A 26,015-nucleotide genomic window follows, 5' to 3' on the forward strand; every position below is an offset into this window, starting at 1 on the left:
AAAGCGCTAAACTTAAATTTTTCAGCCAACGTGTTAACAGTTAACTTGGAAAATTGAAATAGGCAGTCAAAAACAATTTAATAAAAAAGCTGTTTCCTTGAAAAAGGAAGGAGGACACGATGATTGACTTCAAATCTTCTTTTGCATTCTTGCAAAAGATTGGTAAAGCGCTAATGCTTCCGGTATCAGTGCTACCTGTTGCAGGTATTTTACTCGGTGTGGGTGCAGCAAATTTTAGCTGGCTGCCTGAAACTCTATCCCATGTAATGGAGCAAGCGGGTGGTGCGATTTTTAGTAATTTACCACTTATCTTTGCCATTGGTGTTGCACTAGGCTTAACCCAAAATGATGGGGTAGCCTCTTTAGCCTCAGTCGTCGGGTATGCAGTGCTTCTAGGTACAATGGGTGTCGTCTCTAGCGCTTATGGCGTTGAAACTAAGCTTATTATGGGTATCAAGTCGATTGATACTGGTGTGTTTGGTGGTATTGCTATTGGTGGTATTGCTGGATTTCTATTTAATCGATTTTACCGCATCCAACTACCTCAGTATCTTGGCTTTTTTGCAGGTAAACGTTTTGTACCTATCATCACAGCTTTTGCAGCCATTTTACTGGGTACTATATTAAGTTTTATCTGGCCTCCTATCGGTGCAGGCATTCAAGGCTTCTCACATTGGGCCGCTAATGAAAGCCCTGGGTTAGCCTTCACAATCTACGGCATTATCGAGCGCGCATTGATACCTTTCGGTTTACACCATATCTGGAACGTTCCTTTCTTTTTTGAAGTTGGTGAGTTTGTTAGCAGTACTGGTGAAACTGTTCGAGGTGAAATCCATCGCTACATCGCCTATGACCCAACAGCAGGCAACTTAGCAGGCGGCTATTTATTCAAAATGTGGGGCTTACCTGCAGCAGCTATTGCTATCTGGCACACCGCTAAACCTGAAAACCGCGCCAAAATTGGTGGTATCATGCTGTCCGCTGCATTGACTTCGTTCTTGACAGGGATTACAGAACCTATCGAATTTGCTTTCCTTTTCGTAGCGCCAATCTTGTACGGAATTCATGCTTTATTAGCTGGAGCTGCTTTTTATACCTGTATCGCTTTGGGTATTAAGCACGGTACTACCTTCTCACACGGATTGATTGACTACATTGTTCTTTTCAATCAGTCTTCAAATGCACTGTGGTTCTTAATTATCGGTCCCATTTGGGCAGCCGTATACTACGTTATCTTCCGCGCAGTAATTGTTAAGTTTGACCTGAAAACCCCTGGCCGTGAAGATGAGATCTCAGAACATACACTAGATGAAGCTCATGCTGATGGTGCATTTGCTTTCTCTAAACAACTCGTCATTGCTTTTGGTGGCCGACAAAACATCACGAGTCTCGATGCCTGTATTACTCGTCTTCGCATCTCCGTTAATGAAATCGCGAAAGTAGACCAAGCTAAACTTAAAGCCCTCGGTGCTGCTGGCTGTGTCGTTGTTGGCAATGGCGTACAAGCAATTTTTGGACCTCAGTCTGAAAACTTTAAAACCGATATGGAAGAGTACCTAAAGAACACGACAGGAGAAGACGAAGTTGTAGCCCCTGCTACCTCAGCGACTATTGTAGCGAAAGAAGAATCCAGCAGCTCAACGTGTGCTGACCCGAGCATACCAGAGAAAGTAAAGCTCTTTATTCTGGCGTTGGGGGGAGCCTCAAATATCAACAATGTAGAATGTTGTGCTACAACACGCTTGCGCATAGAGGTTAAAGACAGCGCTGCGGTGAATACAACAGCTCTCGAAAAAGCAGGTGCCCATGGTGTTGCCCAACTAGGCAATAATAAACTGCACTTGCTAGTTGGCTTAAATGCAGAAGCATTTGCTGAAGAAATGAATAATCAACTTGAGTAACGATTTGGAGCATTGTGTCCCCTCGGCAACCGTGAGTTACAGTCAATAACGCTTGCTGCAGATGCCTATACCGCTGCAGAAACCATTGTCTTGAATCATCCTGAGTATTCAGAGAGTGATCCTTGCCCTTTACACTGCAGTGGTCGTATGTATCCACTGAACACAACATCTGTCGTGGCAAGATCGACGCTAATAAACTCAGTCACTTGAGATGAACTAGATGACGATGACTTATTAGGTGGCGTTTTCTCCGTAAGATGCTCAGCCTTTCCCAGTAACACCGCACGTTTACGCATAAACTGAGCACAAGTAGGACGTAATGTCGTTAATATCTTCTGCTCCTGTAGTCGAAAGAAATCATGCCATAGTTCATTAGGAAATGGTTTACGGGGTTTAGGACGCTGCCGCCAGGCTTCAAATTTAGCCTTGACCGCTTCCAGTGTTAAAGGGGTTTCAGATTCTGATACCGCTTGCATGGGGCTTCTCCTTAACCATGAATAATGGAGGAAAAGGCTAACAGGGAAGTCACGCACGGTTGCCGAGGGGACACTGTTTTCCATAAATCCAACCGTTGCTCACGTCGCTTAACGTCAAATTTCCCTAATCACAAACAGGATTTTCTCATATTCACTTAAGAGGCCTTCTGAGCTTCCATAGAGATATTGAAACGGTATTAATATCCACTTCAGCAAAAAAAATAGCCGATAACTTCAGTTATCGGCTATTTTTTTACTTATAAGATAATATAATACCATTTTTGATAATACGTATTACTATATACTAAATATCGTATTATAATTATTAACAGCCAAAGCTGATTAATATTTAATCAAACAAGGCTACACTTAACTAAAAACAAACACTTATTGAGAACACGAAGCGCTATGGCAAGCTCAGTTACACGTGATGCGGTATTTTCCGCTTGTAAGAAGTTGTTTGAAGAAACAGGCCATGTAAAACAAGCTGATGTACAGGCCATCACCGGGGGATCATTCACCAAGCTAGGACCTTGGATACAAGAGTGGAAGGTACTCAATGCCAGACTTAATGGCCTTGAGTATTTAGATCATGAGCTTCTGGCAGGTTTAAATGAATGGTGTCTACAGCTTAAAGAAAAGTTTCAGTCTGAAGCCTCAAAACATAATGAAGACTTGAGAGCAGAGCTCGCTGAGGAAAAAGAGAAACAAACACAATTCCAGCTCGATAAAGATAAACAGCGTGATGAGCTGGCTAATATGCATGCCAAGCTGGCAGAGTTAAGAGATACAGTATCTGAGCGCGAGCGTCATATCGACCGTAAGCGGACTGAACTGAGCCAGCTCAAAACAGAACGTTTGGAGTTTAAACAACGTTATGAGACAGAGCTCCAAACAAACCAGCATCTAAAAAACACGATCGAGCAACTGCAACGCAAAGTTGAAGATGAACGACATGCCGCCAATAAACGACTGCATGAAGAAATGAAGCGAATCAGTGATCTTTATGAAGCGAATGAAAATAAACTTTATCAACAGTTAGATGAGTCTCGTCGCACATTAAGAGAGCAGGAGAAACGCAGTGGCCAGGAAAATGACAAACTAAGACAAGAAGCGTCTGATTTAAGCAAACAAAAAAATGAGCTGAACAGCCAACTTGTTCGCACCCAAGCCGATTTAGCTATTATTCAAGAGCGTCTTCAGGAAAAAGAAAAATCCCTCGACACGCTGACTGAACAACACCAACAAACCTTACAAGCACTGCAGCAAGAAAAAGAACGACGTCAGGAAATGCATGTTCAGCTAGGGCAACTTAAAGGTCAGTTTTCTGTTATTCAAGAGCGCCATGACCAGCTTGAACACCAGCTGCGAGAGTTACGACATATTGAAGCTGAACTCAAACTTTTGCGCCGTCACCAGCAAGATGACTCAACAGATTAAGTAGAGGAGGGGACATCACTCTTGCTGGGACAACTCCATGAGAGCAGCTTCTCGATCAGCTTGATCAAGCGCTTCAAGTGCTTCACAGGCTTTATAAAATGAAGACAGAGTTTGTTGCTTTGCTAATAGCGCCTGTAGTGCAGGAACCCAACGATAATAGCTGGCAATAGAAGCCAGCTTAGCGTTATTCAGCCCTGCGGCTATCCATTGATCATACGCTGGCCACTTTTTCCAAGGCCCTTGGCGTAACTGGTTATAATCATGCTGTATGGCCACTATAACTTCATGCTTTTGCTGTAGTTTTTGCTCATCCGCTAAATGACTACGGTAAACTGCACCCAGTTGCTGACGATACCCCAATAACCAGCGGGTAAATTCATCCTCAAATTGCAGTCGATCTTGTAATGGTCCTAATGGATCAGCCCCAGGATGAGCCTGCCGATACCAGCGCTTCACACCTTCAAGCGCCACAACGGTGGCCAGACTTTCATTGAAATCGGTATCACCAGGAACATACAACCATTGATGCGTAAGCTCATGGAATAGCAACTCAGCAAGGTGGGCTTCAGGAAAGTGTATAAAGGTATTTAGCAGAGGGTCACTAAACCAGCCCAGCGTAGAGTAAGCTTTGATACCTGCGACATAGGTATCAAAGCCCTCAGCCTGAAGTTGAGCAGCGGTCGCTTTGGCATCCGCTTCATGGTAGTAGCCCCGATAGGCCAGACAACCCACCAATGGATAACACCAGGTTTTCTGCTCAAGAGATAAGGCAGGTGCCGCAAAAACGTTCCAAACCACATAGGGACGCTCAAGATCCACATAATCCTGATAGCTACCACCAACAGGTAAATACAGTTTTTGTTTGGCAAAATGCAGCAGTTGTTGACTAACTGCTAACTGCTGTTTAAGACGTACATTATCTGTTGTATCAATATATTCGATGACAGGTTTGCGGCGTTGTACCACATCTAGCTGACCCAAAGCCGCTTGTTGATAATAATGAATTGTCTCACAACCAGTTACCACTGCTGCCAATAACAGTAAAACAACTACTTTACAAACGAATACTCGCCCAGTGGCGACGGGACCAAATAATGCCATAAATTACTGAAGTTAATGTTCGCTGTATAATTTGTAAGAGCCAAATAGCTATTAAGCCATAACCAAGATAAGGACCAAACACCCAAGCCAGCGGCAAGAAAAATAACCATTGCATAGATACCGCAATTTTCAAAACTGTCCTATTTGCTCCAGCACCTAATAAAGCCTGGGTTAGTACCAACGACGTAGCATCCAGCACCATCGTTAACCCTGTAAGCTGCAGGGGAAGTATACCCACTGCCCGTACTTGCTCATCATGGATGAAGCAGCTAAGAATAAGATCCGGACAAAGCCAAAAGGGGATACCCAGTACAATGAGTATTCCACCTGCTACTTTGACAGTATCCCATCCCCACTGATAAGCATGATCTGGCTTATTTTCACCTAAAGAATGACTGACCAATGTGGTTGCCGCCATACCTAAGCCAACCCCAGGTAAAATAAGGAATAGCGCCAAGTTAACCAACACATGTCCAACCGCCAAGGCATGACTACCCACTTGCCCAATAATCCAAAACATTGCCGTTATACCTGTCGCAAACAGAGTTTGCTGCAGTGATGTGGGTATCGCAAGTTTAAGTACGCCAGCCCAGGTTCGTTGATCTGGTGTGCTTTGCATAAAACCATAACGGCGACCCATCTGCCAGGTCATCCACGCATAAATCAAACTACCGAAGTACATGGCTATTGTTGTACCCAATCCAGCTCCCGCTGAACCCATTGCAGGTAACCCAAAACAGCCAAAAATAAGACAATACGACAGAATAACGTTAATAATATGCATTAATAACAAGGCACGAAGATAAATCATGGAGTGATTAATACCATTCCAAAACCCTCTAAATGAAAAATTAAAAGCAACGGCTGCCACACTCAAAACGCGCCATTGAAAATAAGGAATAGCCTCTGAGAGCACACCAGAATCATTATTCAGTAGCTTTAAGTACCAAGGCGCAAACCAGTAAATTAATATACTGACGGGTAATGCCACCCCAACGCCAATTAGCAAACCTACATGCAGTGGTTGCGCACACTCTTTTGTTCGCTGCTGTCCATTGCGACGAGCAACAAGCGCTTGGACGCCTGAAGATAACCCTGTTACTAATGATACGCACATAAAGTTGGCATAGCTGGCAATACCCACACCCGCCAGCGATATTTCTCCCAAACTCCCAACCATTGCCGCATCAACCAGGTTTAAAAGGCTTTGCGATAACATACCACCAATGATGGGTAAACCGAGCAATAAAATGGTTTGAATACGTTGAAGTTGCAACCGTGCCCCCAATACATGCTATGAGCGTTCAACTAAACAGCTGTGACTTATCATGCCTTGTTAGGATTTTATTTCATCCTAATTTTTTAAATAAGGTAGATAACTAAGATATTCGTAGAATCCCAAAAGATACGAATAAAGGTAAGATAATACGTAAAAGCACCCATTTTTACTCCTTCTTAAGGAGGCTGTCGCAACACTACCGAGCTTTTACGACAGCCGCTAACTTAAGAGAGAGAAAGTAATTCAGTTGGCATTAAGGTTCATAACTTAAGTTTGGTGCCAACCAGCGTTCAGCTTCTTCAACCGTAATACCTTTCCGCTCAGCATAAGATTCAACTTGATCTCGCGCTATTTTTCCCACTGAAAAATAACGCGCTTCTGGTGCGGAAAAATACCAGCCACTGACAGAAGCCGCTGGCAACATGGCAAAGTGCTCAGTTAATGAAACCGTGGAATTCTGTTCTGCGTCTAGCAACTCAAACAATGTTGCTTTCTCAGTATGATCAGGACAAGCGGGGTAGCCTGGAGCAGGGCGAATACCTTGATAACGCTCTTTGATCAGTGCTTCATTATCAAGGGACTCGGCTTCAGCATACCCCCAAAACTCTTTGCGAACACGCTCATGCATATGTTCTGCAAAGGCTTCTGCTAACCGGTCCGCAAGTGCTTTAACCATAATACTGTTGTAATCGTCATGAGCCGACTCATACTGACGGGCAAGTTCGTCTGCACCAATACCCGTGGTGACAATAAACCCACCCACATAGTCATGAATACCACTTTCTTCAGGTGCAATATAATCGGCTAAACAATGTTGTGGTTTACCTTGCGGCTTTTCAATTTGCTGACGCAAATGATGTAAGCGTGTTTTAATCGAAGAGCGACTTTCATCTTCATACACGACAATATCATCATGATTTTGCTGGCCTGCAGGCCAAATACCTATAACTGCCTCTGCTTTAATCAACTGTTCATCGATGAGTTTATGCAACATCTGTTGCGCGTCAGCATACAGCTGAGTAGCCGCAGCCCCCACCACTTCATCCTGGAGAATAGCAGGGTACTTACCCGCCAAATCCCAGCTGATAAAGAAAGGCGTCCAGTCAATATAAGGAATTAACGCTTTTAAGTCATAGTCGTTAAACACTTTCACCCCCGTAAAAGCTGGCTTGGGTGGTGTATACGTTGACCAATCAATAGCATGTTTGTGAGAGGATAAGTCCGCATAGGGTACAGGGCCCGCCTTTGGTTTTCGTCCCATATTTCTGGCACGGACAATGTCATATTCCTCATTGAGTGCCGCCAGAAATTTTTCAAACTGAGCACCTAGTAACTGAGTTGCAACCCCAACACTGCGAGAGGCATCAGGTACATAAACTGTTGCGCCTTTATACTGAGGTGCAATTTTTACGGCAGTATGCGCTTTCGACGTTGTTGCTCCACCAATCAGTAACGGTATTTTGAACTCTTGACGCTGCATTTCCTTAGCGACATGCACCATCTCATCCAGAGAAGGGGTAATCAAACCACTCAAACCGATAATATCAACATCATGCTCACGAGCGGTTTGCAGAATTTTTTCGCAAGGCACCATTACGCCCAAATCAATCACTTCATAGTTATTACATTGCAGGACCACGCCCACAATATTTTTACCAATATCATGCACATCACCTTTTACCGTAGCCATTAGGATCTTACCTTTGGCTTTTGCACCTTCACTTTTTTCCGCTTCAATAAAAGGCACTAAGTGGGCTACAGCTTGTTTCATCACACGCGCACTTTTCACTACCTGAGGCAAGAACATTTTACCAGCACCAAATAGATCACCAACGACATTCATGCCTGACATTAACGGACCTTCGATAACCTCAACAGGTTGGTCAGCAGCCAGTCGGGCTGCTTCTGTATCCTCAACTATAAATTGAGAAATACCTTTCACCAATGCATGCTCTAACCGTTTTTCAACGGGTATACTTCGCCAGCTAAGGTCTTCAGTTGATTTTGATGCTGCCTTACCATCACCACGAAACTCATCAGCTACTTCCAATAATGCTTCAGTGGCATTTTCATTTCGGTTTAATACAACATCTTCAACACAGTCGCGTAATTTTTGGGGAATTTCTTCATATATTGCCAATTGCCCAGCATTAACAATGCCCATGTCTAAGCCCGCTTGAATTCCGTGGTAAAGGAAAACAGCATGAATCGCTTCACGTACGGGATTATTTCCTCGGAATGAAAATGAAACGTTACTCACTCCACCTGAAATCAAAGCATGAGGTAAATGCTGTTTGATATAACGGCATGCTGTATAAAAAGCTTGGGCATAATCATTGTGCTCTTCAATCCCCGTTGCCACTGCAAAAATATTGGGATCAAAAATAATATCCTGAGGTAAAAAACCTACTTTATTCACTAAAATATCGTAGGAACGCTGGCAGATCTCTATTTTTCGTGCCGCTGTATCGGCCTGGCCTTGCTCATCGAAAGCCATCACCACAACCGCTGCGCCATAATGCATGCAGCGTTTTGCTTTATCAATAAAGTCAGCTTCACCCTCTTTTAAGCTAATTGAGTTAACAATGCACTTACCTTGGACACACTTCAAACCAGCTTCAATGACATCCCACTTAGAAGAGTCAATCATCAAAGGTACCCGGGCAATATCAGGCTCAGCAGCAATCAAGTTAAGGAAAGTCACCATGGCATGCTCAGAATCAAGCATGCCTTCATCCATGTTGATATCTATTATTTGAGCACCATTTTCAACCTGGTCTCGTGCAACGTCTAATGCAGTTTCATAGTCATTTTCACGGATGAGTCGTGCAAAACGGGCTGAGCCCGTGATATTGGTGCGTTCCCCCACGTTAACAAATAAGCTGTCCGCTTTAATATTAAAGACTTCCAAACCACTGAGTCGGCAGGCCACGTTAACAGTTGGTGGCTGACGGGGAGGGTACTTAGCCACCGTGTTAGCGATCGCTTGAATATGGGCAGGCGTGGTACCACAGCAGCCGCCAATAATATTAACAAACCCACTTTGAGCAAATTCTTCTATTACTGCCGCCATGCTCTCGGGGGACTCGTCATATTCACCAAACTCGTTAGGTAATCCGGCATTAGGATGGGCACTGACCAAGGTATCTGCTTTTAATGCCAGTTCTTCAAGATAAGGTCGCAGCTCCTTCGCACCAAGCGCACAGTTTAAGCCAATACTCAAAGGTTTAGCATGGGCTACTGAGTTCCAAAAAGCTTCAGTGGTCTGCCCAGAAAGCGTTCGACCTGAAGCATCGGTAATGGTCCCTGATATCATAATCGGTAGTGTTGCCCCTATCCGGTCAAACAGGGTTTGTACTGCATAAATAGCTGCTTTACAGTTCAGGGTGTCAAATACCGTTTCAATCAAAATAAGATCAACACCACCATCAATGAGCGCTTGTGCCGCTTCTGTGTAATCGGTAACTAATTGATCAAAGGTAATATTGCGAAAACCAGGGTTATTAACATCAGGGGATATCGTTGCAGTACGGCTTGTCGGCCCCAATACGCCTGCAACAAAGCGGGGTTGATCTGGTGTTAATGCAGTCATTTCATCGGCTGCACGACGTGCTAAACGAGCAGATTCATAATTCAGCTCAGAAACCAACGCTTCAAGGCCATAGTCAGCCTGTGATACCTGAGTTGAGTTGAATGTGTTGGTTTCAATTATGTCAGCACCCGCTTCCAGGTAAGCTTTATGAATAGCTAAGATAATATCAGGCTGCGTTAACGACAAAAGATCATTATTGCCTTTCAATTCTCGGTTAATATCAGCAAAACGTACTCCACGATAGTCAGGCTCCTCTAGGCGGTAGGCTTGAATCATGGTTCCCATTGCACCGTCCAGAATCAATATCCGTTGCTGTAACTGGTCCATTAACAATGTGGTGCGTTGGTTTTTTACTGTCATTATTTTATTCCTGAAGATGGGTTAACAGTCAGTCGGTTCAGCCCATAAAAAGGTCTGTTAACACTTCACAGCGGTTTATTAGTTAGAAATATGCAAGCAAAGCCAAGCATTCTAACAAAAACCTTTATACTTAAGCGATGCTTTAGTAATAAACTGTCGCCTATCAATACCCGATCAATTTACTCGGAATTGAACTTGCTATACACTGTCTAATTAGAATGTGAATTAGTCTGAAGTGTGTTACTGAGAGCCATAAATGAATATCAAAATTACTGAGTCTGCCCAAGACTACTTGGCAGAACTACTGGCAAAACAGGAAGTTGAAGGGATTGGCATCCGTATTTTTATCACACAGCCAGGAACGCCTTATGCCGAAACCTGTATCGCCTACTGCAAACCAGAGGAACAGCAGGAAGGTGATATTGAAATGCCATTAAAGGGATTTAGTGCCTGGATTGAAGGCGATAGTGAGCCATACCTGGAAGAAGCTGAAGTGGACTACGCCACAGATCGCTTTGGAGGTCAGCTAACCATTAAGGCGCCGAATGCTAAAGTACCTCGCATCAACGAAGATAGCCCACTGAATGAACGCATTAATTACATTCTCATCACAGAAATTAATCCTGGGCTTGCAGCCCATGGTGGACGAGTAGAATTGATTGAAATCGTTGATGAAGTTGCTGTCTTACAATTTGGTGGCGGTTGTCAAGGCTGTGGTATGGTCGACCTGACCTTAAAAGAAGGTATTGAAAAAACATTACTGGAGCGTATACCTGAGCTGAAAGGAGTGAGAGATGTCACTGATCACTCTGATACAACACAAGCCTACTACTAGCTTACAAATAATTTATCTCAAAATGGATGGAATTAGGCCACTAACAAGCCCAAATATGTTTAATTTTTAATAATATCAATATTAAGGGCTAAAAAATAATTCTATTTATTATCAAATATACTTTTTAGTGTTATTTCACCGAGTAAAAAATTACTCGGTGAAATAACATAAAGTGCAAGTATGTGAACGTTATTATTATGTGTTAGTTCCGATCAAAAAAAATACCAGGACTAACTTATTAAACTACTTCATAACTTTTTACCGAGGCTGAAGAAGTGGATGGAAGTTCTGAAGTAACGGCTGAAGTAGGGGCTGGACAAAATAATTTATCCAGTAAGCTAATGAGTTCTTTGGCTTCCTCACTGGCTAAAGAGTAGTAAACTGTTTGCGCTTCTTTGCGCGTAGTCACCAGACCATCCTTGCGCAGTACAGCTAAATGCTGTGAGAGGGCTGACTGACTCAGATCGAGACAGTCGTTCAACTGCGAAACAGAAAACTCCCTTTCCCCCAAGTAGCATAAAATCATAAGTCGATTTTCGTTACTTATTGCCTTGAGAAAATTAACTGCAGTACGTGCATTTTCTCTCATATGATCAGGGTTTACAGTTGTACAAGTTGGTGATGTCATGGACTGCCTTACCATAGTGATCACTTTTTGTGTATCGTAATGAAACTAAACATAAATGACAACTAATCACTTAACGATGTCACAAAACTAACAACCTTGATACAAAATTTTACAATCCTGCAAGCTGAAGGCGGTTAGCGTGCTGACGGTAAACCGTCACTGGATCAGTTTCAAATAAGTGGTGAATACCAAAAAAGTGATTTATTTGATCTAAATGGTTCATCTTAAAATTATCCCGAATAACACGTCCCAAGTGGCTACTACAACGGGCAACCATTCCATCATTCTCTTCTGAAAAAGCCAGCCCTGTTGCAGATAACGCATAATCACTGGCATCAAGGACATTTGTCAGCGTTGAGCTGCCTGCCCAAGAGTAATAGCGTACCCCACTAACCAGCGATTTCCCCTCGCCACAAAAAGATGACGGAATACCTGCAGGAAATTGGGCATTAAACAATGCTGATTCGTAAGTACTTAGAGAGGAGACACTTCGTTGAAAATCTTGTTTGTCTTGCGGAGAGCCAGATGCAATACCAATAAGCTTTGCTAAGCCGTTGGATACCTTCTCCAACAGTCTATCACCCATACTGCCACCAGGTTTTGTCATCAGTAGGTCAGCCACTTTACTGCCTTTATGAGGTGAGGCAACTGAAGAAACAGATTTAACCAAGTCAGGGCGTACTGCAGCAACATAACGACTAGTAGGACCACCTTGCGAATGCCCAATCAGGTTAAACGCAGAATGTCCTGTTATCGCTTTAAGCTCTTCAAGATAATGCAATAACTCTTCACCACGATGAACACTGTCTTCCAACGCTGTCACTTGAGCTACATAGACCTCTGCACCACTACGACGTAAGTCAGAGACAATACCGTACCAATAATCTACGCCTAAAGCAGAGTCAAAACCAAACATCCCATGCACTAAAACAATGGGATACCGTGTTTTCGTATATTGTGTAGCACTGCGTTTTTCTGTAGCAAAACTAGAAACCGATGAAACAACTAAAGTAGCGCCAAATAACCACGCGCCTAGCTTAATTGACATTTTCATAGTTGATCCTTTGTTTTTATTATATATTCCTTAATTGTTATTATTATTCACGTATCTCAGGAGCTATATCTAAGTTGTCACCTCCCTTAAAGAAATACCCATTTTTATATTTTTAATTTTTTATTCACACTTATAATTAGTAAAAAAACTGTCTTACATTTCAGTTTAAGCTTATAAATGCCTAAGTGAATAAGACATTGGTTATTTGATTATATTTAGCGTGAATTAGTCAAGCGTTTTGTTAAACAATTCTGGTTATTGTGTCGACTACGGCATATTTTTGTTAATACGCACATCACTCGCAGATAAAACTTTTTATCAACCCGTTGATAAAATAGTGCGACTAAACCATTAAATCAAATAAAGACGTGAAAAAATGCCTTTTTCAAACAAAACCAAAACTATCGTATAAAATTATTAAAATTTAACTAATCAGTTCGCCCAACCATTAATGTTAAACATAACCGTTCCAGTACTGTCTCAGCTCATAACAGCCAATCGACGCCTCTTGATTAAATACGCCTGTCCCACCTTTGCCATAAAGTCATTTTATTTTTTTACTTTTCGGGTATTCACGGTGAAGGTTCAGTATAGTCAATGGCAATGACCGTAATTGTCTTTTGTCCTGATGGTAGAACCAGATCAACTTCATCAAACAACGTTTTACCAATCATTGCTCGAGCAACAGGCGTATCAATACTGATTAATCCCTGACTTGCATCAGACTCATCTGTACCCACTATCCGATAACGCGCCTGAATACCATCTTCATCTTCAACAGTGACCCAAGCACCAAAGTATACTTTATCTCTTTGCTCAGGCAGGCTATCAACGACCTTTATATGTTCTAGTCGCTTTCGTAAATACCGCACTCGACGATCAATTTCTCGCAGTTGTTTCTTACCATAGATATATTCAGCATTTTCAGAACGATCACCCAGTGCTGCCGCATCGGCAACAGCCTGTGTAACCTCAGGACGTTTAATACGCCATAAGTAGTCCAGCTCATTCTGAAGTGCTTTTGCCCCCTCAGGCGTAATATAGGGGGGGCGAGAAAATGTATTTTTGCTCATAGCAGAAAATATCAATCACCGTATCAGTTGCTAACCAGCGTACCAGGTCGGATTAACTGTAGTCTATTCAAAAGCCAATAAATCGTGTATCTTAGCCGCCTTTTGCCAGGAATGACAGACGATACGGTGAAACGCTACAAGCAGAGTATACTTTCTGATTACTTTGTGATTACTGACCCTGAAAGTCATGAACACCATCTTGTGGAGTCAAATTATGACATTGAAGAAGGGCAACGAAATCGCACGCTATGTACAGAGGTGATTCAACATGCTTCCTTCGCAGATGTGCTTACTAACCAGCGCATGTCTGAGGTATGTCTTATCTGTAAAGCTATACTGTTACGTCGAATTGAAAATATGCCTCACCCCAGTAAAAAGTCTAAGGCATTAAAAGAACATCAAGAAGAGCGCTCTGCTGAGATCTCCCCTCAACAACTTTCGCTGTTAAAGTAAAATCAACTTTTAACCAGTTTATTATCAGGGCTTGATAGCCAAGCCCTGGGTGAACTTAGTCCTTATTTAACGTTGCGATTTGGTAAGACATCTTTTAGCTTGTTACGCATTTCAATCAAGCTATTCTCTGTAGTCTCCCAGTCAATACACGCATCAGTAATTGAAACGCCATATTTCAAGTCTTCCAAATTAGCAGGAATGGATTGGCTACCCCAGCCAATATGGCTTTCAACCATCAACCCAATAATGGACTCATTACCATCAATGATTTGATTCGTCACATTTTCCATCACAAGTGGTTGTAAGCTTGGATCTTTATTAGAGTTGGCATGACTACAATCAATCATTAAATTGGGCGTGATACCATGCTTTATCAATGCCTGCTCACACAGAGTCACATTGACGGAATCATAATTAGGCTTACCATTCCCCCCACGGAGCACCACATGCCCATAAGGATTACCTCGGGTATGAATGATGGCGACCTGGCCATCACGGTTGATCCCCAGAAAACGGTGAGGGCTGGAAACTGACTGTAATGCGTTGATTGCTACAGTCAGACTGCCATCAGTACCATTTTTAAAACCAACAGCAGAAGACAAACCACTGGCCATTTCCCGGTGTGTCTGAGATTCAGTCGTTCTCGCGCCAATGGCTGACCAACTGATTAAATCCTGTAAGTACTGAGGTGAAATGGGGTCCAGCGCTTCAGTCGCCGTAGGTAATCCAATTTCTGCAACATCCAGCAACAGTTTACGACCGATATGTAGCCCATCTTCAATTTTAAAGGAATCATTTAAATAGGGGTCATTGATAAGGCCTTTCCAACCCACTGTGGTTCTAGGCTTCTCAAAATACACACGCATAACAAGATAGAGGGTATCTGACACTGCATCAGCCAGCTTTTTCAAACGATGAGCATAATCAATCGCCGCTTCAGTATCGTGAATAGAGCAGGGACCAATCACTATCATTAAACGGTGATCATTATGGTCTAGAATATTTCGTATAGTTTCTCGGCCTTGATCTACAACCTCATAAGCTTTATCTGATAACGGAATATCACGCTTCAACTGGGTCGGCGTTATCAGTAAGTCTTGTGCGACAACATTTAAGTCATCAATGGGTAAGTTAGACATCATGATTCCTATTTATTTATTACACCCTATCTTGTTTAACTTGGCTCATCAGCACCAAGTGAATTTATTGTAATAAAACCTGCGCAATAAACAGAGTCTATGATGACATTTTTTCTAAAAAAACTTTATACGAGGATGAATAGCTATACCGAAACCTTAATTAAACGAGAAATATTGGTAAAATAAAGGGCTGCTTGAGTCGGCCGAGCCTCCATTAATTGAAACGTTTGTGCATAATTTTGTAGCTGTGATTTATATTCAGTGACTTCATGCTGAATTAATTTATCCAGCGAACCCATTCGTGCATCCAACTCAACTGTTTTATAGTCCACAATCCAGCGGGTACCTTCAGCATCAATAAATGTCCTATCAACAACATAATGCAGCATTTTTCCACGTACCTGCATAGTAATAGGGTATTCGCATTGGCTATCTTCCTGGATGTGATTCAAAAGCCACAAGGCTTGGGAATCTTGCAATGTCTTCAACACTGCCGCTCTGACTGATTGCAGCGCACGTTCATAATCCTCACGACCCACCCCGAGCTGACGTAGATGTTGTAACCAAATAGCCTGACGCTGCTCACAATAAGCCTCCGCTTGCGCCGACACCTGTTCTATTCCGGTGATGGTAATATGATATAGCGCCCGATGCACAACTGTACCCACATGACGAGGAACATCATCCCAAATCAGTTCAGGCAAGTTTTCTTCATCATCATACTCTTCACCTCGGTAGTCTTTTAACAGCTGACCACGTTGTAAGGTTGGACTCAACCATTCAGCAGGAAGCCGATGGAGAAACTGTCCATTTATTACATTCTCAGTTGCAGATTCTTCAGTAGAAGCGGTCAGCGCTTGCCATTGTATTTGGTGGCGAATAGCAGGCCAAATGGCGGCAAGCAATGCATCTTTACTGGGTTCTTTGTTCGGGTCACCTGAAAATAATAAATAAAGCTGCTTTTTGGCCCGAGTGCAGGCTACATACAGTACACGAATCGACTCTAGTCGCTGCTTTTGTTGCTCCTGCTGGCGAATAAACTCATAAAGCTTATCGCCTTGTTCATCCTCATAACGGTGTAGGGGAGACATTAACAGCGAAGTGGGAGACTGTTGATCTTCACTTAAACGCTGCTGCCACAACAATAATGAGGAACTGTCAGCCTGACCTCGCTTCTCTAACCCTGGCAAAATAACCGTATCAAACTCTAACCCCTTAGCCTTGTGAATCGTCATTATCTGCACGCGAGGATCACCCTCTGGGTCCGCCTGCGCATATAGCTTCGCCACTTTTTCTTCAAGTTCGGTATGATTAAACGGGTTAATGACGGTTGATGGCATGTTGTCCAATACCAGCCAAAAAGCATCAAGGTCATTTAACGTGACTAAATCAAGTGTCGCTGCTGGTCCTCCTAATGCCAGCCAACAACCCTGTACCAGCGACACCAAATGTTTACGCTGACGTTGCTGATAAGCATCAGACAAAATTGGGACTACACGTTGTAAACGATGTACACCATCCTGGCTGAGACGGCTAATCACTTCAGGGGATTGTATGCTCTGAATAACCGTTTGAGCTTCTGTTTGAGCGATTACTTCCAGATCTTGCTGACCTAAACCACACCAAGGTGCTCGAAGCACCGCTAGCCAGGCAAGCTTATCTGCCATATTTGTCAGTGCTCTGGTTAAGCTTAAAAGGTCAAGAATCAACGGGCGACTGGCTAAAGGATCAATATCAGTCGCCTGCCAACGAATACCTGCTTGCTGAAGTGCAGGAATAATGGTTTTAAGGTGGCTTCGGTTGCGAACAAGTATGGCTATTGTTTGCTGTGATTCTTCAGCTAAATGCTTTTGTACTAACTGAGTAATTTGCTGAGCTTCCAACTGTCGTGAGCTGTCTTCACAACCAATACACAGCACAGGATTTTCATCCAATGCAGGGCAAAAAGGGGTAGAAGCACTGTATTGAACAGCGCCTAAAGGAATATTTTCATGCACAGGAAAAGCCTGCCGGAAAACCTGGTTGACCCAGTCAATGATCCCTGCTTGTGAACGGAAATTGGTAGTGAGTTGCAAAGGCGTTAATGAAACATCCCCCACACCATAACGTCTAGCGCGTAAAAATAACCCTACATTGGCATCCCGAAAACCATAGCAGGACTGCATACCATCTCCGACAATAAACAGTGAACGACTATCACCAGGCATCCAGCCTTGGACCAGACGCTCTAATAATGCAAATTGTGGTGATGAAGTATCCTGAAATTCATCCACTAAGATATGTTTTATCTGATAATCCAGGCGTAATGCTAAATCAGAGGGTGTTAAATCCTGCCCCAGAGCCACCAGTGCGGCTTCAGTAATTTGGCTATGATCGACTGTGCCCTGGTCGCGAAATACTAACAGTAAATGTCCTGCTAAACGGGGTAATACATGGCTTAATGCTTTAAGTACCTGCCACTGCTGAGGTGCATAGGTAATGGGTGGCAAGATACGAACTTGCTGTAATGCCTCAGCCAACCCAGGTTGCTCAGATAAAGTCGCCAACAATGCATTCATTGCTTGTTTCAGTGGATCTAGCTGCTCTTTTTCCACTTTTGTTTTCCCTGCAGGAAAACCTTGCTTTTTAGTCACTGACTTACGCCATTGGCCTTTTTGCGTTAATAGCATTTCAGCCAAACCAAGCCATTGCGAAAGGTCAGAGGGTTCAGCTTTGGGTAACTCAATCATGCCCAGACATGACACCTGAATATGGTCTGGCATCTCACTGACTAACTGTTGTGCCGCTTGATCAGCCAACATCGCCAAGTCACTGCCATAAGGCGCAAGTTTGTCTCGAATCTCCTGCAAAAGCTGACAATTTACCTGATAGATTGCCTGCTCCAACTTGACTTGAAATTGTTCATCCTGGTGACAAGCCACCATGAACTGTAACCACTGGTCTCGACGCTCCAGCAAGCTGACCAACAATCGCTGGAGTCGATCCATGCGATTATCTAAATGGTCCAGCAGCAAAGCGATATCATCACCAATCACATCTTGAATATTGAGTTCAGCAAGCAAGCGTTTAACCGCATCTTCATAAAGTAATTGCGCACTATCAACAATGTCAGGCATACCGCCAAACCCAGACAGCATGGGTAACTGCTTGGCAAGCTGAGCACAAAACCCATCAATAGTTTGAATACGTAGACGGTTAGCATTCTCTAATAGCTGCCAACCCATTGTTTCATTTTGCAGTAAAGCTTGACGCGCTAACTGATAAGTCTGAGCTAAATAGGGATCTTCAGGACAAGAAGAACTAGCGGCTTGACGCAGTGCATTGAGAATACGCACACGCATCTCAGCGGCGGCCTTGCGGGTAAAGGTAATACAGAGAATTTCTTCTGGCTTTTCGACAGCACCCAGCAGTGTTAACACACGCTGTGTCAGCAAACCTGTTTTACCTGATCCTGCAGGGGCCGTTACTGCAAATGACTGGGCCGGATCAAGCGCAGTTAACCTGGCATGACGATCTGCAGGCTGGTTCATAATAACAACTCCTGAACACGACACAGAGACTGACGTTGACATTGCTGGCAGACTTGAGGACGTTTAGGCGCAACACGGATATCCCCCTGTAAAAAATCTTTAACCAGGCGTGTTAAATGAGTTTGCCACTGTTCGATCAGTTCATCCCACTGCGCAGGAAGGGCAATACGGCGCTTATTGGCCGTCAAAGCATCAATCCCTTCAATACCCACTGCAGCGGCTGCAAGTCCTTGCCATTGACACAGTCCACGCCGCACTTCGGCAAACGCTAACGCAGTGACGGGCTGTTTGGCTTGTAATACATAAAGAGGCAATTGCGGGTTATCCGGTCGTTCCCCCAACCAGCCTTGTAGTTGGCTCGTACTACTTTTGTAATCAATCAACAATAACGTGCCATCAGCCAACCGATCTATCCGATCAACCTGAAGCTGTAAGGGGAGACCTGCGAACTCACAGCGACGACGTTTTTCGATGACCACCACTTCAAAATCCGGCCGAGCCTTTTCTAACGAAAGCCATTGCAGCAAGGTTTCCTTAAGTCGTTGCTGCTCCATTTTATAAAGGCGGGGCGTCATTAATTGCGGCTGACGTTTACGAAATTGTTCCAAGGCCTCGTCAACTGCAGCATTGACCAGTTGTTCTTCCTGTTCTTCAGTCAATACCATCAACTCCTGGCGTTTTCCTAGCTGTTGCCAACAAAAAGCCAGTGCCTGATGTAAATACTGCCCACGATCCTGTGGGGTAATACCAAACACCACCTGAGGCCATGGATTTACCCGTAGCCGATGTTCTGCAAAAGCCTTAAAGGGGCAAAGTGCCTGATTCTGTAGAATACGGCTGCCACCTCTAACTTGCGCTGGTTGTGCAACCCCTGAGCTATGATCTACCCGCCAACGTTCCAAGTGGCGATGAGCAAGTAGTGTATCTGCATAATTATTGACAGGCTTCAACCAGCGGTTGATATCCAAAGATGGTAAGTCATTGAGTAAGGGGCAGGGCGATTGCTCACGTTCGCCTTCATGTTTAGCATAGGAAAAAACAACATGCTGGGCATTGTGCTGATAACCCGAAATCAGTGACTGCGTAAACGTCAATTCTCGTTCAGCAGAAGCATGAGGCATATGCAGTCTAACTTGCATAGCAATGGGAATCAGAGGGTTGGGTGCTGGCGATGGCGGCCAATGACTATCATCAAAGCCAATTAACCAGCAGTGACTAAAACGCAAACCCGCCCCTTCAAGTGCCCCTAAGATTTGAATAGGTGAGTCTTTAGTCTGTGCTTGAAAGGTATTCTGCTGTAACTGACGTTGAAACAGCGCCAGTGCTTCCTGCAATGTGAGTGTTTCTGTAAAGCCATCCAGCCCTGCAAAATGCTTAAGCGCTTCATAAAAGCAGGTGACTTGTTGATATTCAACACTGTCTAATCGGTGTTCACCTGGCCAGCCCAATAGCTCAAGCTGCTTAGCGAACAACTTTGCCCAATGGCTTGGCCATTGCCTGTTTCCTTGATAGCCCCCCTGATGTTCAATCTTCAATTGCTCAAAACGTTGTAACTGTTGTGTTAAATAACAGGAAGGTTCATCGAGTAAATCTCCTTGGGGATTCACTTGCTGCAACTGATACCATCGCGAATAACTGGCTTGACTCCGATAACGTACTAACGAGGTGGACAGCTGTTCTTGTTGTAGGTCAGCTAGCTCTCTTAAGAAATACGCCAGAAATCCTTCTTCATATAAAGAAATACGCCAAAAAGGTGTATTGAATAATGCTTGCCAAGTACTGTTGGAGAGATGAGGCCTATTGAGCTGTAACATCATTAATGCTGATACGACAATCGGCTGCTGACTTAACGGCGTTCCTGCTGAAAAGTTAAATGGTAAGGTATAACGAGCTGTACCCGCCAACATGTACTGAGGCTCAAACACCTGCTGAAAAATTCGCTCAACCTGATCGCGGCACTGACTTAAGGTCGGAACAATAATCCCAATCATCGCCTCTTGGTTTTCAGTCAATACTGATTTTGCCCATTGAGCGGCTACCCGTAACTCATCATGAAAACGAGGTAAACAGGCTAGCGCTTTAGTTTCTGGTTCACAGGTAGGACGAATATCATGAACAGCATCAGCGGCTACCTTAAAAAGAGACTGATATAAAGGTGCCAACGTATCAAAGCCAACCAACCATACCTCATTTAGTTTTGTTAACCATTGCTGTTGCCAGGCTTTACTGAGTGCTTCTGCTAGTTGGACGACAGGTAACAAGTGTCGTTGTTGGCACTGTCCTAAAAATTTGACGCTCCAACGTTGGAGCATGACACCCTCTGAGGTTGTCGCTAGCTCATTATCATCAAGTTCAACTTGCCATAATACCAATTGTTTAAACGCATTATGTGCTGTATGCGCTGTTGACGTTACCCGTAACAGTGCACTCGCATCTTCATCCTGGCGTAAAATTTGCTCCCACATCAGTTGAGTTTGAAATTCAGTTAATAGCGTTCGGGTCAGTGCGGGTCGGTAGCCAAGATCAGCCAGCCGCGCCCATTGGCTTTGCAGCCAGGCCTCAAGCGCCATTACCCGAGGGGTTGGCCAGGCATGAAGTCCCATCGCGACTTTTTCTTGAGCATAAGCCGCATGAATTTTTGCAGCCATACGACGGTTTGGCGTGATAATCGTATGTTGCTCCGTCAATGCAGGACGAAGTGCTGTTAAATCAAACAAGGCTTTACTCAAAGCTTAATGTTTCCTTTTACCCTTTACGAAATACATAATACGAGCGCATTATAACGATAAGAACTAAATTACCAAGTAACTGACTATAAACATACTAAAAGGATGCTTATGAAAATTGCTGTAGTTGGCGTTGGTGCAATTGGTGGTATCTATGGTGGTTTACTGGCCCATGTAGGTCATGATGTACACTTTTTATTACACAGTGATTTTGAGCACGTACAACGCAATGGACTTAGGGTTGACTCTGTGCTGGGTGACTTTCAGTTATCCCAGGTCAATGCTTACCAACATGCTGCTGACATGCCCCAATGTGATGTCGTTATTGTTGCCTTAAAAACTACAGCAAACATGCAATTAGCACCCATACTTGATGTATTACTTAAACCTGAAACCACGTTATTGCTCCTCCAAAATGGACTGGGTGCAGAGGAGTTCCTGGCACAACACTACCCTGATACCAGTTTACTCAGTGGCCTTTGTTTTATTTGCTGCAGCAAAATTGGTCCAGGGCACATCCTTCACCTTGATCAAGGCGCTATTCGTTTAGGTGAATACAGCCCTCAGCAAGAGGCAGGTATAACACCTAAAATGCGCGCAATTGCTGAGTTGTTTGCTAATACAGGCATTTCAATCCATTTCACCCCCAACTTATTACAAGCTCGCTGGGAAAAACTGGTCTGGAATATTCCTTTTAATGGTTTATCCGTTATTTTACAGCAGTCTACTCAAGGTCTACTCACTGACCGCCATTGCCGTGATCTTTTGATAGAGTTAATGGAAGAAGTGATTGAAGCAGCTAACCATTGTGGTTTTACCATTCAGGCTCAATATGCCCATGTTTTACTGCATGCCACAGACAAAATGGCTGACTATCAACCAAGTATGTTACTGGACTATCAAAATAAACGGCCTTTAGAGCTGGAAAGTATTTATTGGGAGCCAATTCGTACAGCCGCTGAACGTGGTTTTAACATGAGTAAAACCCGAGTCATTGCCCAGCAGTTGGCATTTCTTGATCAACAAAACAAACAATAAACTTATTTATATCAATAAGTTATGTTATATAGTTAAAGTAAAATATACCCATGACAAAACTACCTGAAAAACTCGTCATTGCCGTTTCATCCCGAGCACTCTTTGACTTGGATGAAGGCCATCGTATTTTTCTGGAGGATGGGCTAGATGCGTATTCTGAGTATCAAATTGCCCATGAAAATGAAATTCTCGCCCCAGGACAAGCTTTTCCTTTAGTCAAAAAATTACTGTCCATTAATCAACAACTCCCTGGAGCCCCACGAGTTGAAGTTATTTTATTATCTCGCAACTCCGCAGATACAGGACTACGGGTATTCAATTCTATCAGCCATTACCAGCTACCCATTGAACGAGCGGCTTTTTGTGGCGGGCGCAGTCCTTATCGTTATGTTTCAGCCTTTGGTTGCCATCTTTTTCTATCCACTCATGCAGAAGATGTGAGTAGTGCACTACAAGCTGGCTATGCGGCAGCGACTATCTTACCAACCCCACGTAAAACCCAGCAGGCTGAAGAAGGGGAACTCTGCTTTGCCTTTGATGGTGATGCCGTTATCTTTTCAGATGAAGCAGAGCGCATCTATAAATCATCAGGTTTGGCCGCATTCAGTGCCAGTGAAAAGGCCGCAGCGAATGAGCCTTTATCTGGCGGTCCTTTTAAAGCATTTCTATCCGCGTTGCATAATTTACAGCAACAGTTTCCTGTCAATGAATGTCCCATTAGAACTGCATTGGTGACGGCCCGTTCGGCACCTGCTCATGAACGTGTGATTAAAACACTACGAGAGTGGAATATTCGAATTGATGAGTCGCTTTTTTTAGGAGGTCTAACTAAAGCCGCTTTTTTGAAAGCCTTCCATGCTGATGTTTTTTTCGATGATCAAACCGTGCATTGTGAGTCAGCAAGCGAGCATGTCACTACCGGGCATGTCCCTCATGGTATTGCTAATGAGCAACCTGCTGATAATCCTCAACAGCAAAATCATTAGAAAAAGGCATACTTAACCCCTAAAGCAAGCAAGGTGCTTGCGAGTACAGGGTGCATGACTCTATCAGGTAATCGACTGCCTATACGAGTGCCAACATAAATTGCAGGCAGTGAACCGATCAATAAACTAACAAGTAATTGAAAATCCACATTACCTAAAAATACATGGCCTAGACCTGCCACCAGCGTAAGAGGAACAGCATGGGCCAGATCAGTTCCAACAATGCGGTTTGATGCTAAGCAAGGGTAAAGTACTAATAATATTGCAGTACCAATAGCGCCCGCGCCAACGGAAGAAAGAGTCACAAAAGTACCCAACAATATCCCCATCAACCATGTCAGCAGCTTAGTGTGTCGCTGATAAAACAACTGTAAGCTCGGATCAGTTTGCTGTTTTGCTGGAATTAACCACTTCTTAGCCAGTAGTACCAATGCCGTCAACATCAGCATGGCCCCCAGACTAGAGGTCAGTATATGGCTGTAGGTCTGACTGCCAGTAAAGAAATAATGAAGCACTAAAATGGTTAATCCTGCTGCAGGTACACTGCCTGCACCCAGAACGGCAACGACTCGCCAGTTAATTGTTTGTTGGCGGTGGTGAATTAAAACGCCACTGGCCTTAGTAAGTGATGCATACAATAAGTCAGTACCAATCGCAATATGAGGGGGAAAGCCAAACAGTAAGAGGAGGGGAGTCATCAATGAACCACCGCCAACACCTGTTAAGCCGACCGCAAAACCGACTAATGCACCTGTAAGGATATAAAGCAAAATTTCCATCAAATATGGTCTAAGGTTATAAATAGTGAGCGGGAAGTAAACATTCGCAACATATGCCCTGTTTGCTCTGGTAAATGTAGCGGTTTAGATCTATTCTTAAAAAGAATATTTACTTATATTTTTATACTCTATGCGTATAATACAAAATGGAGGGTATAATGAAGTTGCAACAGCTGCGCTATATATGGGAAGTGGCGCATCATGATCTAAACGTCTCCGCGACAGCGCAAAGCCTCTATACTTCCCAACCCGGCATTAGTAAGCAAATCCGGTTATTAGAGGATGAACTGGGTGTTGAGGTCTTCGCTCGGAGTGGAAAACATTTAACCCGTATCACACCTGCTGGTGAAGCAATCATCAAAAAAGCAGGTGAAATACTTCGTAAAGTAGAAAGTATAAAACAGGTTGCGCAGGAATTTAGTAACGAGCAGAAAGGCTCATTATCAATTGCCACCACACATACCCAAGCTCGCTATGCATTGCCACCTGTTATCAAAAAATTCATCAAACAATACCCTGATGTGTCACTGCATATGCATCAAGGGACGCCTATGCAAATCGCTGAACTTGCGAATGATGGGACGGTTGACTTCGCTATTGCCACTGAAGCGCTGGAACACTTTAGTGATTTAATCATGATGCCTTGTTATTGCTGGAATCGCTGCATCCTGGTTCCACAAGGTCATCCATTAGCCCAAGTAAACCCTTTGACCCTTGAAGAAGTCGCTAAGCACCCCATAGTTACTTATGTTTTTGGCTTTACGGGTCGTTCCAAGCTTGATGAAGCGTTCTTTAATCGCGGCCTGACTGCGAAAGTCATTTTTACCGCAACTGACTCCGATGTTATCAAAACTTATGTACGACTTGGGTTGGGTATTGGTATTGTTGCTAAAATGGCATTTGATCCTGAGCAAGACAGTGACTTAGTGGCACTGGATGCCAGCCATCTTTTTGAACCAAGTATTACTAAGATAGGATTTAGAAAAGGCACATTCTTACGACGTTTTATGTATGATTTTATCGAACAGTTTGCGCCCCATCTCACTCGAGAAATTGTTGATGAAGCTTATCATCACCACAATAAAGCGGAGCTTGAAGACTTTTTCAAAGATATCAGTCTACCGACTTATTAGTCATAAAAACCTATATAAGCAGTAAACAATAATCACTGTTGAGTCTCACATAACCCTCCATAATGATTTAAGTGAGGCTCAACTTTTTTATGCACTTCCTCTTTGCATTCGCATTCAGGTATATCTTTCAAAAGAAACCACTACAGTTTGGGTATATAACCCCTAGGATCATCTTCAAGCTGTTTTCGATACGGTTTTAGTACTTCTTGCACCAACTTGAAATAAACAGTATAGATTTGAGTACCTTCATTTGGGTCTACAACAATAAAAAAGGGTGCTTGAGTGACTCCCAACTCGGCCGCTTTGACCATGCCAGGTGAAAACGGGTCCGTTTCATGAGCCTCAATAACCTCATCAATGAGATCAATAAATCCAGACGCATCTAAGCGCTGCTGCACATCAATACATTTCCGGCAGGCAGAACCATCTGCCAGAATTTTTTTTACCATTGTGATCTGAGGTTTACTGGATCCTGCCATTCCGCAACCTATC

The 26,015-nt window shown here is 43.5% G+C and carries 19 protein-coding genes; 7 read left to right on the top strand and 12 right to left on the bottom strand.

What is annotated here, in order from left to right; genetic code table 11:
• Window positions 1-119 precede the first annotated feature (119 nt).
• A complete protein-coding gene (gene ptsG, locus ACQ96U_RS05985; protein WP_431720336.1) occupies window positions 120-1,901 on the top strand; it encodes a PTS glucose transporter subunit IIBC in 1,782 nt (593 codons plus the stop codon).
• Window positions 1,902-1,996: 95 nt separating this feature from the next.
• Here the strand turns inward: ptsG and ACQ96U_RS05990 are convergent, their stop codons facing one another.
• Window positions 1,997-2,377, bottom strand: a complete 381-nt coding sequence (locus ACQ96U_RS05990) for a hypothetical protein (protein ID WP_431720337.1) — start codon at window positions 2,375-2,377, stop codon at window positions 1,997-1,999.
• 408 nt (window positions 2,378-2,785) lie between these two features.
• On the opposite strand from ACQ96U_RS05990, the gene ACQ96U_RS05995 reads away from it, so the two are divergent.
• A complete protein-coding gene (locus ACQ96U_RS05995; RefSeq protein WP_431720338.1) occupies window positions 2,786-3,817 on the top strand; it encodes a hypothetical protein in 1,032 nt (343 codons plus the stop codon).
• A gap of 15 nt (window positions 3,818-3,832) precedes the next feature.
• Here the strand turns inward: ACQ96U_RS05995 and ACQ96U_RS06000 are convergent, their stop codons facing one another.
• From ACQ96U_RS06000 to metH, 3 genes are all read right to left on the bottom strand, one after another.
• Window positions 3,833-4,918 carry an aminopeptidase gene (locus ACQ96U_RS06000; protein ID WP_431720339.1) on the bottom strand — a complete coding sequence of 362 codons (1,086 nt, stop codon included), beginning with the start codon at window positions 4,916-4,918 and terminating at the stop codon, window positions 3,833-3,835.
• A complete protein-coding gene (locus ACQ96U_RS06005) occupies window positions 4,872-6,194 on the bottom strand; it encodes an MATE family efflux transporter (protein WP_431720340.1) in 1,323 nt (440 codons plus the stop codon). The genes ACQ96U_RS06000 and ACQ96U_RS06005 overlap by 47 nt, the downstream gene beginning before the upstream one ends.
• Before the next feature lie 256 nt (window positions 6,195-6,450).
• The gene (metH, locus tag ACQ96U_RS06010; protein WP_431720341.1) at window positions 6,451-10,149 is read right to left on the bottom strand and encodes a methionine synthase; all 3,699 of its coding nucleotides are present in this window, start codon (window positions 10,147-10,149) and stop codon (window positions 6,451-6,453) included.
• A gap of 256 nt (window positions 10,150-10,405) precedes the next feature.
• On the opposite strand from metH, the gene nfuA reads away from it, so the two are divergent.
• A complete protein-coding gene (gene nfuA / locus ACQ96U_RS06015) occupies window positions 10,406-10,984 on the top strand; it encodes a Fe-S biogenesis protein NfuA (RefSeq protein ID WP_431720342.1) in 579 nt (192 codons plus the stop codon).
• A 238-nt stretch (window positions 10,985-11,222) separates the two neighbouring features.
• On the opposite strand, the gene ACQ96U_RS06020 is transcribed toward nfuA, so the two are convergent.
• The 3 genes from ACQ96U_RS06020 to greB form a co-directional block, all read right to left on the bottom strand.
• Entirely contained in the window at window positions 11,223-11,573 is a 351-nt protein-coding gene (locus ACQ96U_RS06020) for an ArsR/SmtB family transcription factor (protein ID WP_431720601.1), read from the bottom strand.
• Window positions 11,574-11,721: 148 nt separating this feature from the next.
• Window positions 11,722-12,666, bottom strand: a complete 945-nt coding sequence (locus ACQ96U_RS06025; protein ID WP_431720343.1) for a lipase family alpha/beta hydrolase — start codon at window positions 12,664-12,666, stop codon at window positions 11,722-11,724.
• Window positions 12,667-13,238: 572 nt separating this feature from the next.
• Window positions 13,239-13,739 (bottom strand): transcription elongation factor GreB, encoded by a 501-nt coding sequence (gene greB / locus ACQ96U_RS06030; RefSeq protein WP_431720344.1) that lies wholly within the window; start codon window positions 13,737-13,739, stop codon window positions 13,239-13,241.
• Between the two features lie 111 nt (window positions 13,740-13,850).
• Between greB and ACQ96U_RS06035 the strand changes: the two genes are divergently transcribed.
• Entirely contained in the window at window positions 13,851-14,192 is a 342-nt protein-coding gene (locus ACQ96U_RS06035) for a hypothetical protein (protein WP_431720345.1), read from the top strand.
• 62 nt (window positions 14,193-14,254) lie between these two features.
• Here the strand turns inward: ACQ96U_RS06035 and ACQ96U_RS06040 are convergent, their stop codons facing one another.
• The 3 genes from ACQ96U_RS06040 to ACQ96U_RS06050 all read right to left on the bottom strand — a co-directional run bounded on the left by ACQ96U_RS06040 (window position 14,255) and on the right by ACQ96U_RS06050 (window position 21,590).
• Window positions 14,255-15,331 (bottom strand): 3-deoxy-7-phosphoheptulonate synthase, encoded by a 1,077-nt coding sequence (locus ACQ96U_RS06040; RefSeq protein WP_431720602.1) that lies wholly within the window; start codon window positions 15,329-15,331, stop codon window positions 14,255-14,257.
• 143 nt (window positions 15,332-15,474) lie between these two features.
• The gene (locus ACQ96U_RS06045; protein ID WP_431720346.1) at window positions 15,475-18,861 is read right to left on the bottom strand and encodes a UvrD-helicase domain-containing protein; all 3,387 of its coding nucleotides are present in this window, start codon (window positions 18,859-18,861) and stop codon (window positions 15,475-15,477) included.
• Window positions 18,858-21,590 carry a hypothetical protein gene (locus ACQ96U_RS06050; RefSeq protein ID WP_431720347.1) on the bottom strand — a complete coding sequence of 911 codons (2,733 nt, stop codon included), beginning with the start codon at window positions 21,588-21,590 and terminating at the stop codon, window positions 18,858-18,860. The genes ACQ96U_RS06045 and ACQ96U_RS06050 overlap by 4 nt, the downstream gene beginning before the upstream one ends.
• 108 nt (window positions 21,591-21,698) lie before the next feature.
• Between ACQ96U_RS06050 and ACQ96U_RS06055 the strand changes: the two genes are divergently transcribed.
• Both ACQ96U_RS06055 and ACQ96U_RS06060 read left to right on the top strand, forming a co-directional pair.
• Entirely contained in the window at window positions 21,699-22,625 is a 927-nt protein-coding gene (locus ACQ96U_RS06055; RefSeq protein ID WP_431720348.1) for a putative 2-dehydropantoate 2-reductase, read from the top strand.
• Window positions 22,626-22,675: 50 nt separating this feature from the next.
• Window positions 22,676-23,611 carry a 5'-nucleotidase gene (locus ACQ96U_RS06060; RefSeq protein ID WP_431720349.1) on the top strand — a complete coding sequence of 312 codons (936 nt, stop codon included), beginning with the start codon at window positions 22,676-22,678 and terminating at the stop codon, window positions 23,609-23,611.
• Here the strand turns inward: ACQ96U_RS06060 and ACQ96U_RS06065 are convergent.
• Entirely contained in the window at window positions 23,608-24,390 is a 783-nt protein-coding gene (locus ACQ96U_RS06065) for a sulfite exporter TauE/SafE family protein (protein WP_431720350.1), read from the bottom strand. The two genes, ACQ96U_RS06060 and ACQ96U_RS06065, sit on opposite strands and share 4 nt — an antisense overlap.
• Before the next feature lie 158 nt (window positions 24,391-24,548).
• Between ACQ96U_RS06065 and cysB the strand changes: the two genes are divergently transcribed.
• Window positions 24,549-25,523, top strand: a complete 975-nt coding sequence (gene cysB, locus ACQ96U_RS06070) for an HTH-type transcriptional regulator CysB (protein WP_431720351.1) — start codon at window positions 24,549-24,551, stop codon at window positions 25,521-25,523.
• Between the two features lie 140 nt (window positions 25,524-25,663).
• Here cysB and ACQ96U_RS06075 read toward each other — a convergent pair whose 3' ends face one another.
• Window positions 25,664-26,002, bottom strand: coding sequence for a hypothetical protein (locus ACQ96U_RS06075; protein ID WP_431720352.1), 339 nt, complete (start codon window positions 26,000-26,002; stop codon window positions 25,664-25,666).
• Window positions 26,003-26,015 lie beyond the last annotated feature (13 nt).

The organism is Zooshikella sp. RANM57 (assembly GCF_050749885.1).
In the GTDB taxonomy this organism is placed as follows: domain Bacteria; phylum Pseudomonadota; class Gammaproteobacteria; order Pseudomonadales; family Zooshikellaceae; genus Zooshikella.

Bases quoted from the DNA above. Each gene is read 5' to 3' on its own strand.
- greB (WP_431720344.1), bottom strand. From the start codon at position 13,739: ATGAGCAAAAATACATTTTCTCGCCCCCCCTATATTACGCCTGAGGGG.
- ACQ96U_RS06055 (WP_431720348.1), top strand. From the start codon at position 21,699: ATGAAAATTGCTGTAGTTGGCGTTGGTGCAATTGGTGGTATCTATGGT.
- ACQ96U_RS06020 (WP_431720601.1), bottom strand. From the start codon at position 11,573: ATGAGAGAAAATGCACGTACTGCAGTTAATTTTCTCAAGGCAATAAGT.
- ACQ96U_RS06060 (WP_431720349.1), top strand. From the start codon at position 22,676: ATGACAAAACTACCTGAAAAACTCGTCATTGCCGTTTCATCCCGAGCA.
- ACQ96U_RS06065 (WP_431720350.1), bottom strand. From the start codon at position 24,390: ATGGAAATTTTGCTTTATATCCTTACAGGTGCATTAGTCGGTTTTGCG.
- ACQ96U_RS05995 (WP_431720338.1), top strand. From the start codon at position 2,786: ATGGCAAGCTCAGTTACACGTGATGCGGTATTTTCCGCTTGTAAGAAG.
- cysB (WP_431720351.1), top strand. From the start codon at position 24,549: ATGAAGTTGCAACAGCTGCGCTATATATGGGAAGTGGCGCATCATGAT.
- ACQ96U_RS06035 (WP_431720345.1), top strand. From the start codon at position 13,851: ATGACAGACGATACGGTGAAACGCTACAAGCAGAGTATACTTTCTGAT.
- ACQ96U_RS06075 (WP_431720352.1), bottom strand. From the start codon at position 26,002: ATGGCAGGATCCAGTAAACCTCAGATCACAATGGTAAAAAAAATTCTG.
- nfuA (WP_431720342.1), top strand. From the start codon at position 10,406: ATGAATATCAAAATTACTGAGTCTGCCCAAGACTACTTGGCAGAACTA.
- ACQ96U_RS06045 (WP_431720346.1), bottom strand. From the start codon at position 18,861: ATGAACCAGCCTGCAGATCGTCATGCCAGGTTAACTGCGCTTGATCCG.
- ptsG (WP_431720336.1), top strand. From the start codon at position 120: ATGATTGACTTCAAATCTTCTTTTGCATTCTTGCAAAAGATTGGTAAA.
- ACQ96U_RS06000 (WP_431720339.1), bottom strand. From the start codon at position 4,918: ATGGCATTATTTGGTCCCGTCGCCACTGGGCGAGTATTCGTTTGTAAA.
- ACQ96U_RS06040 (WP_431720602.1), bottom strand. From the start codon at position 15,331: ATGTCTAACTTACCCATTGATGACTTAAATGTTGTCGCACAAGACTTA.
- ACQ96U_RS06025 (WP_431720343.1), bottom strand. From the start codon at position 12,666: ATGAAAATGTCAATTAAGCTAGGCGCGTGGTTATTTGGCGCTACTTTA.
- metH (WP_431720341.1), bottom strand. From the start codon at position 10,149: ATGACAGTAAAAAACCAACGCACCACATTGTTAATGGACCAGTTACAG.
- ACQ96U_RS05990 (WP_431720337.1), bottom strand. From the start codon at position 2,377: ATGCAAGCGGTATCAGAATCTGAAACCCCTTTAACACTGGAAGCGGTC.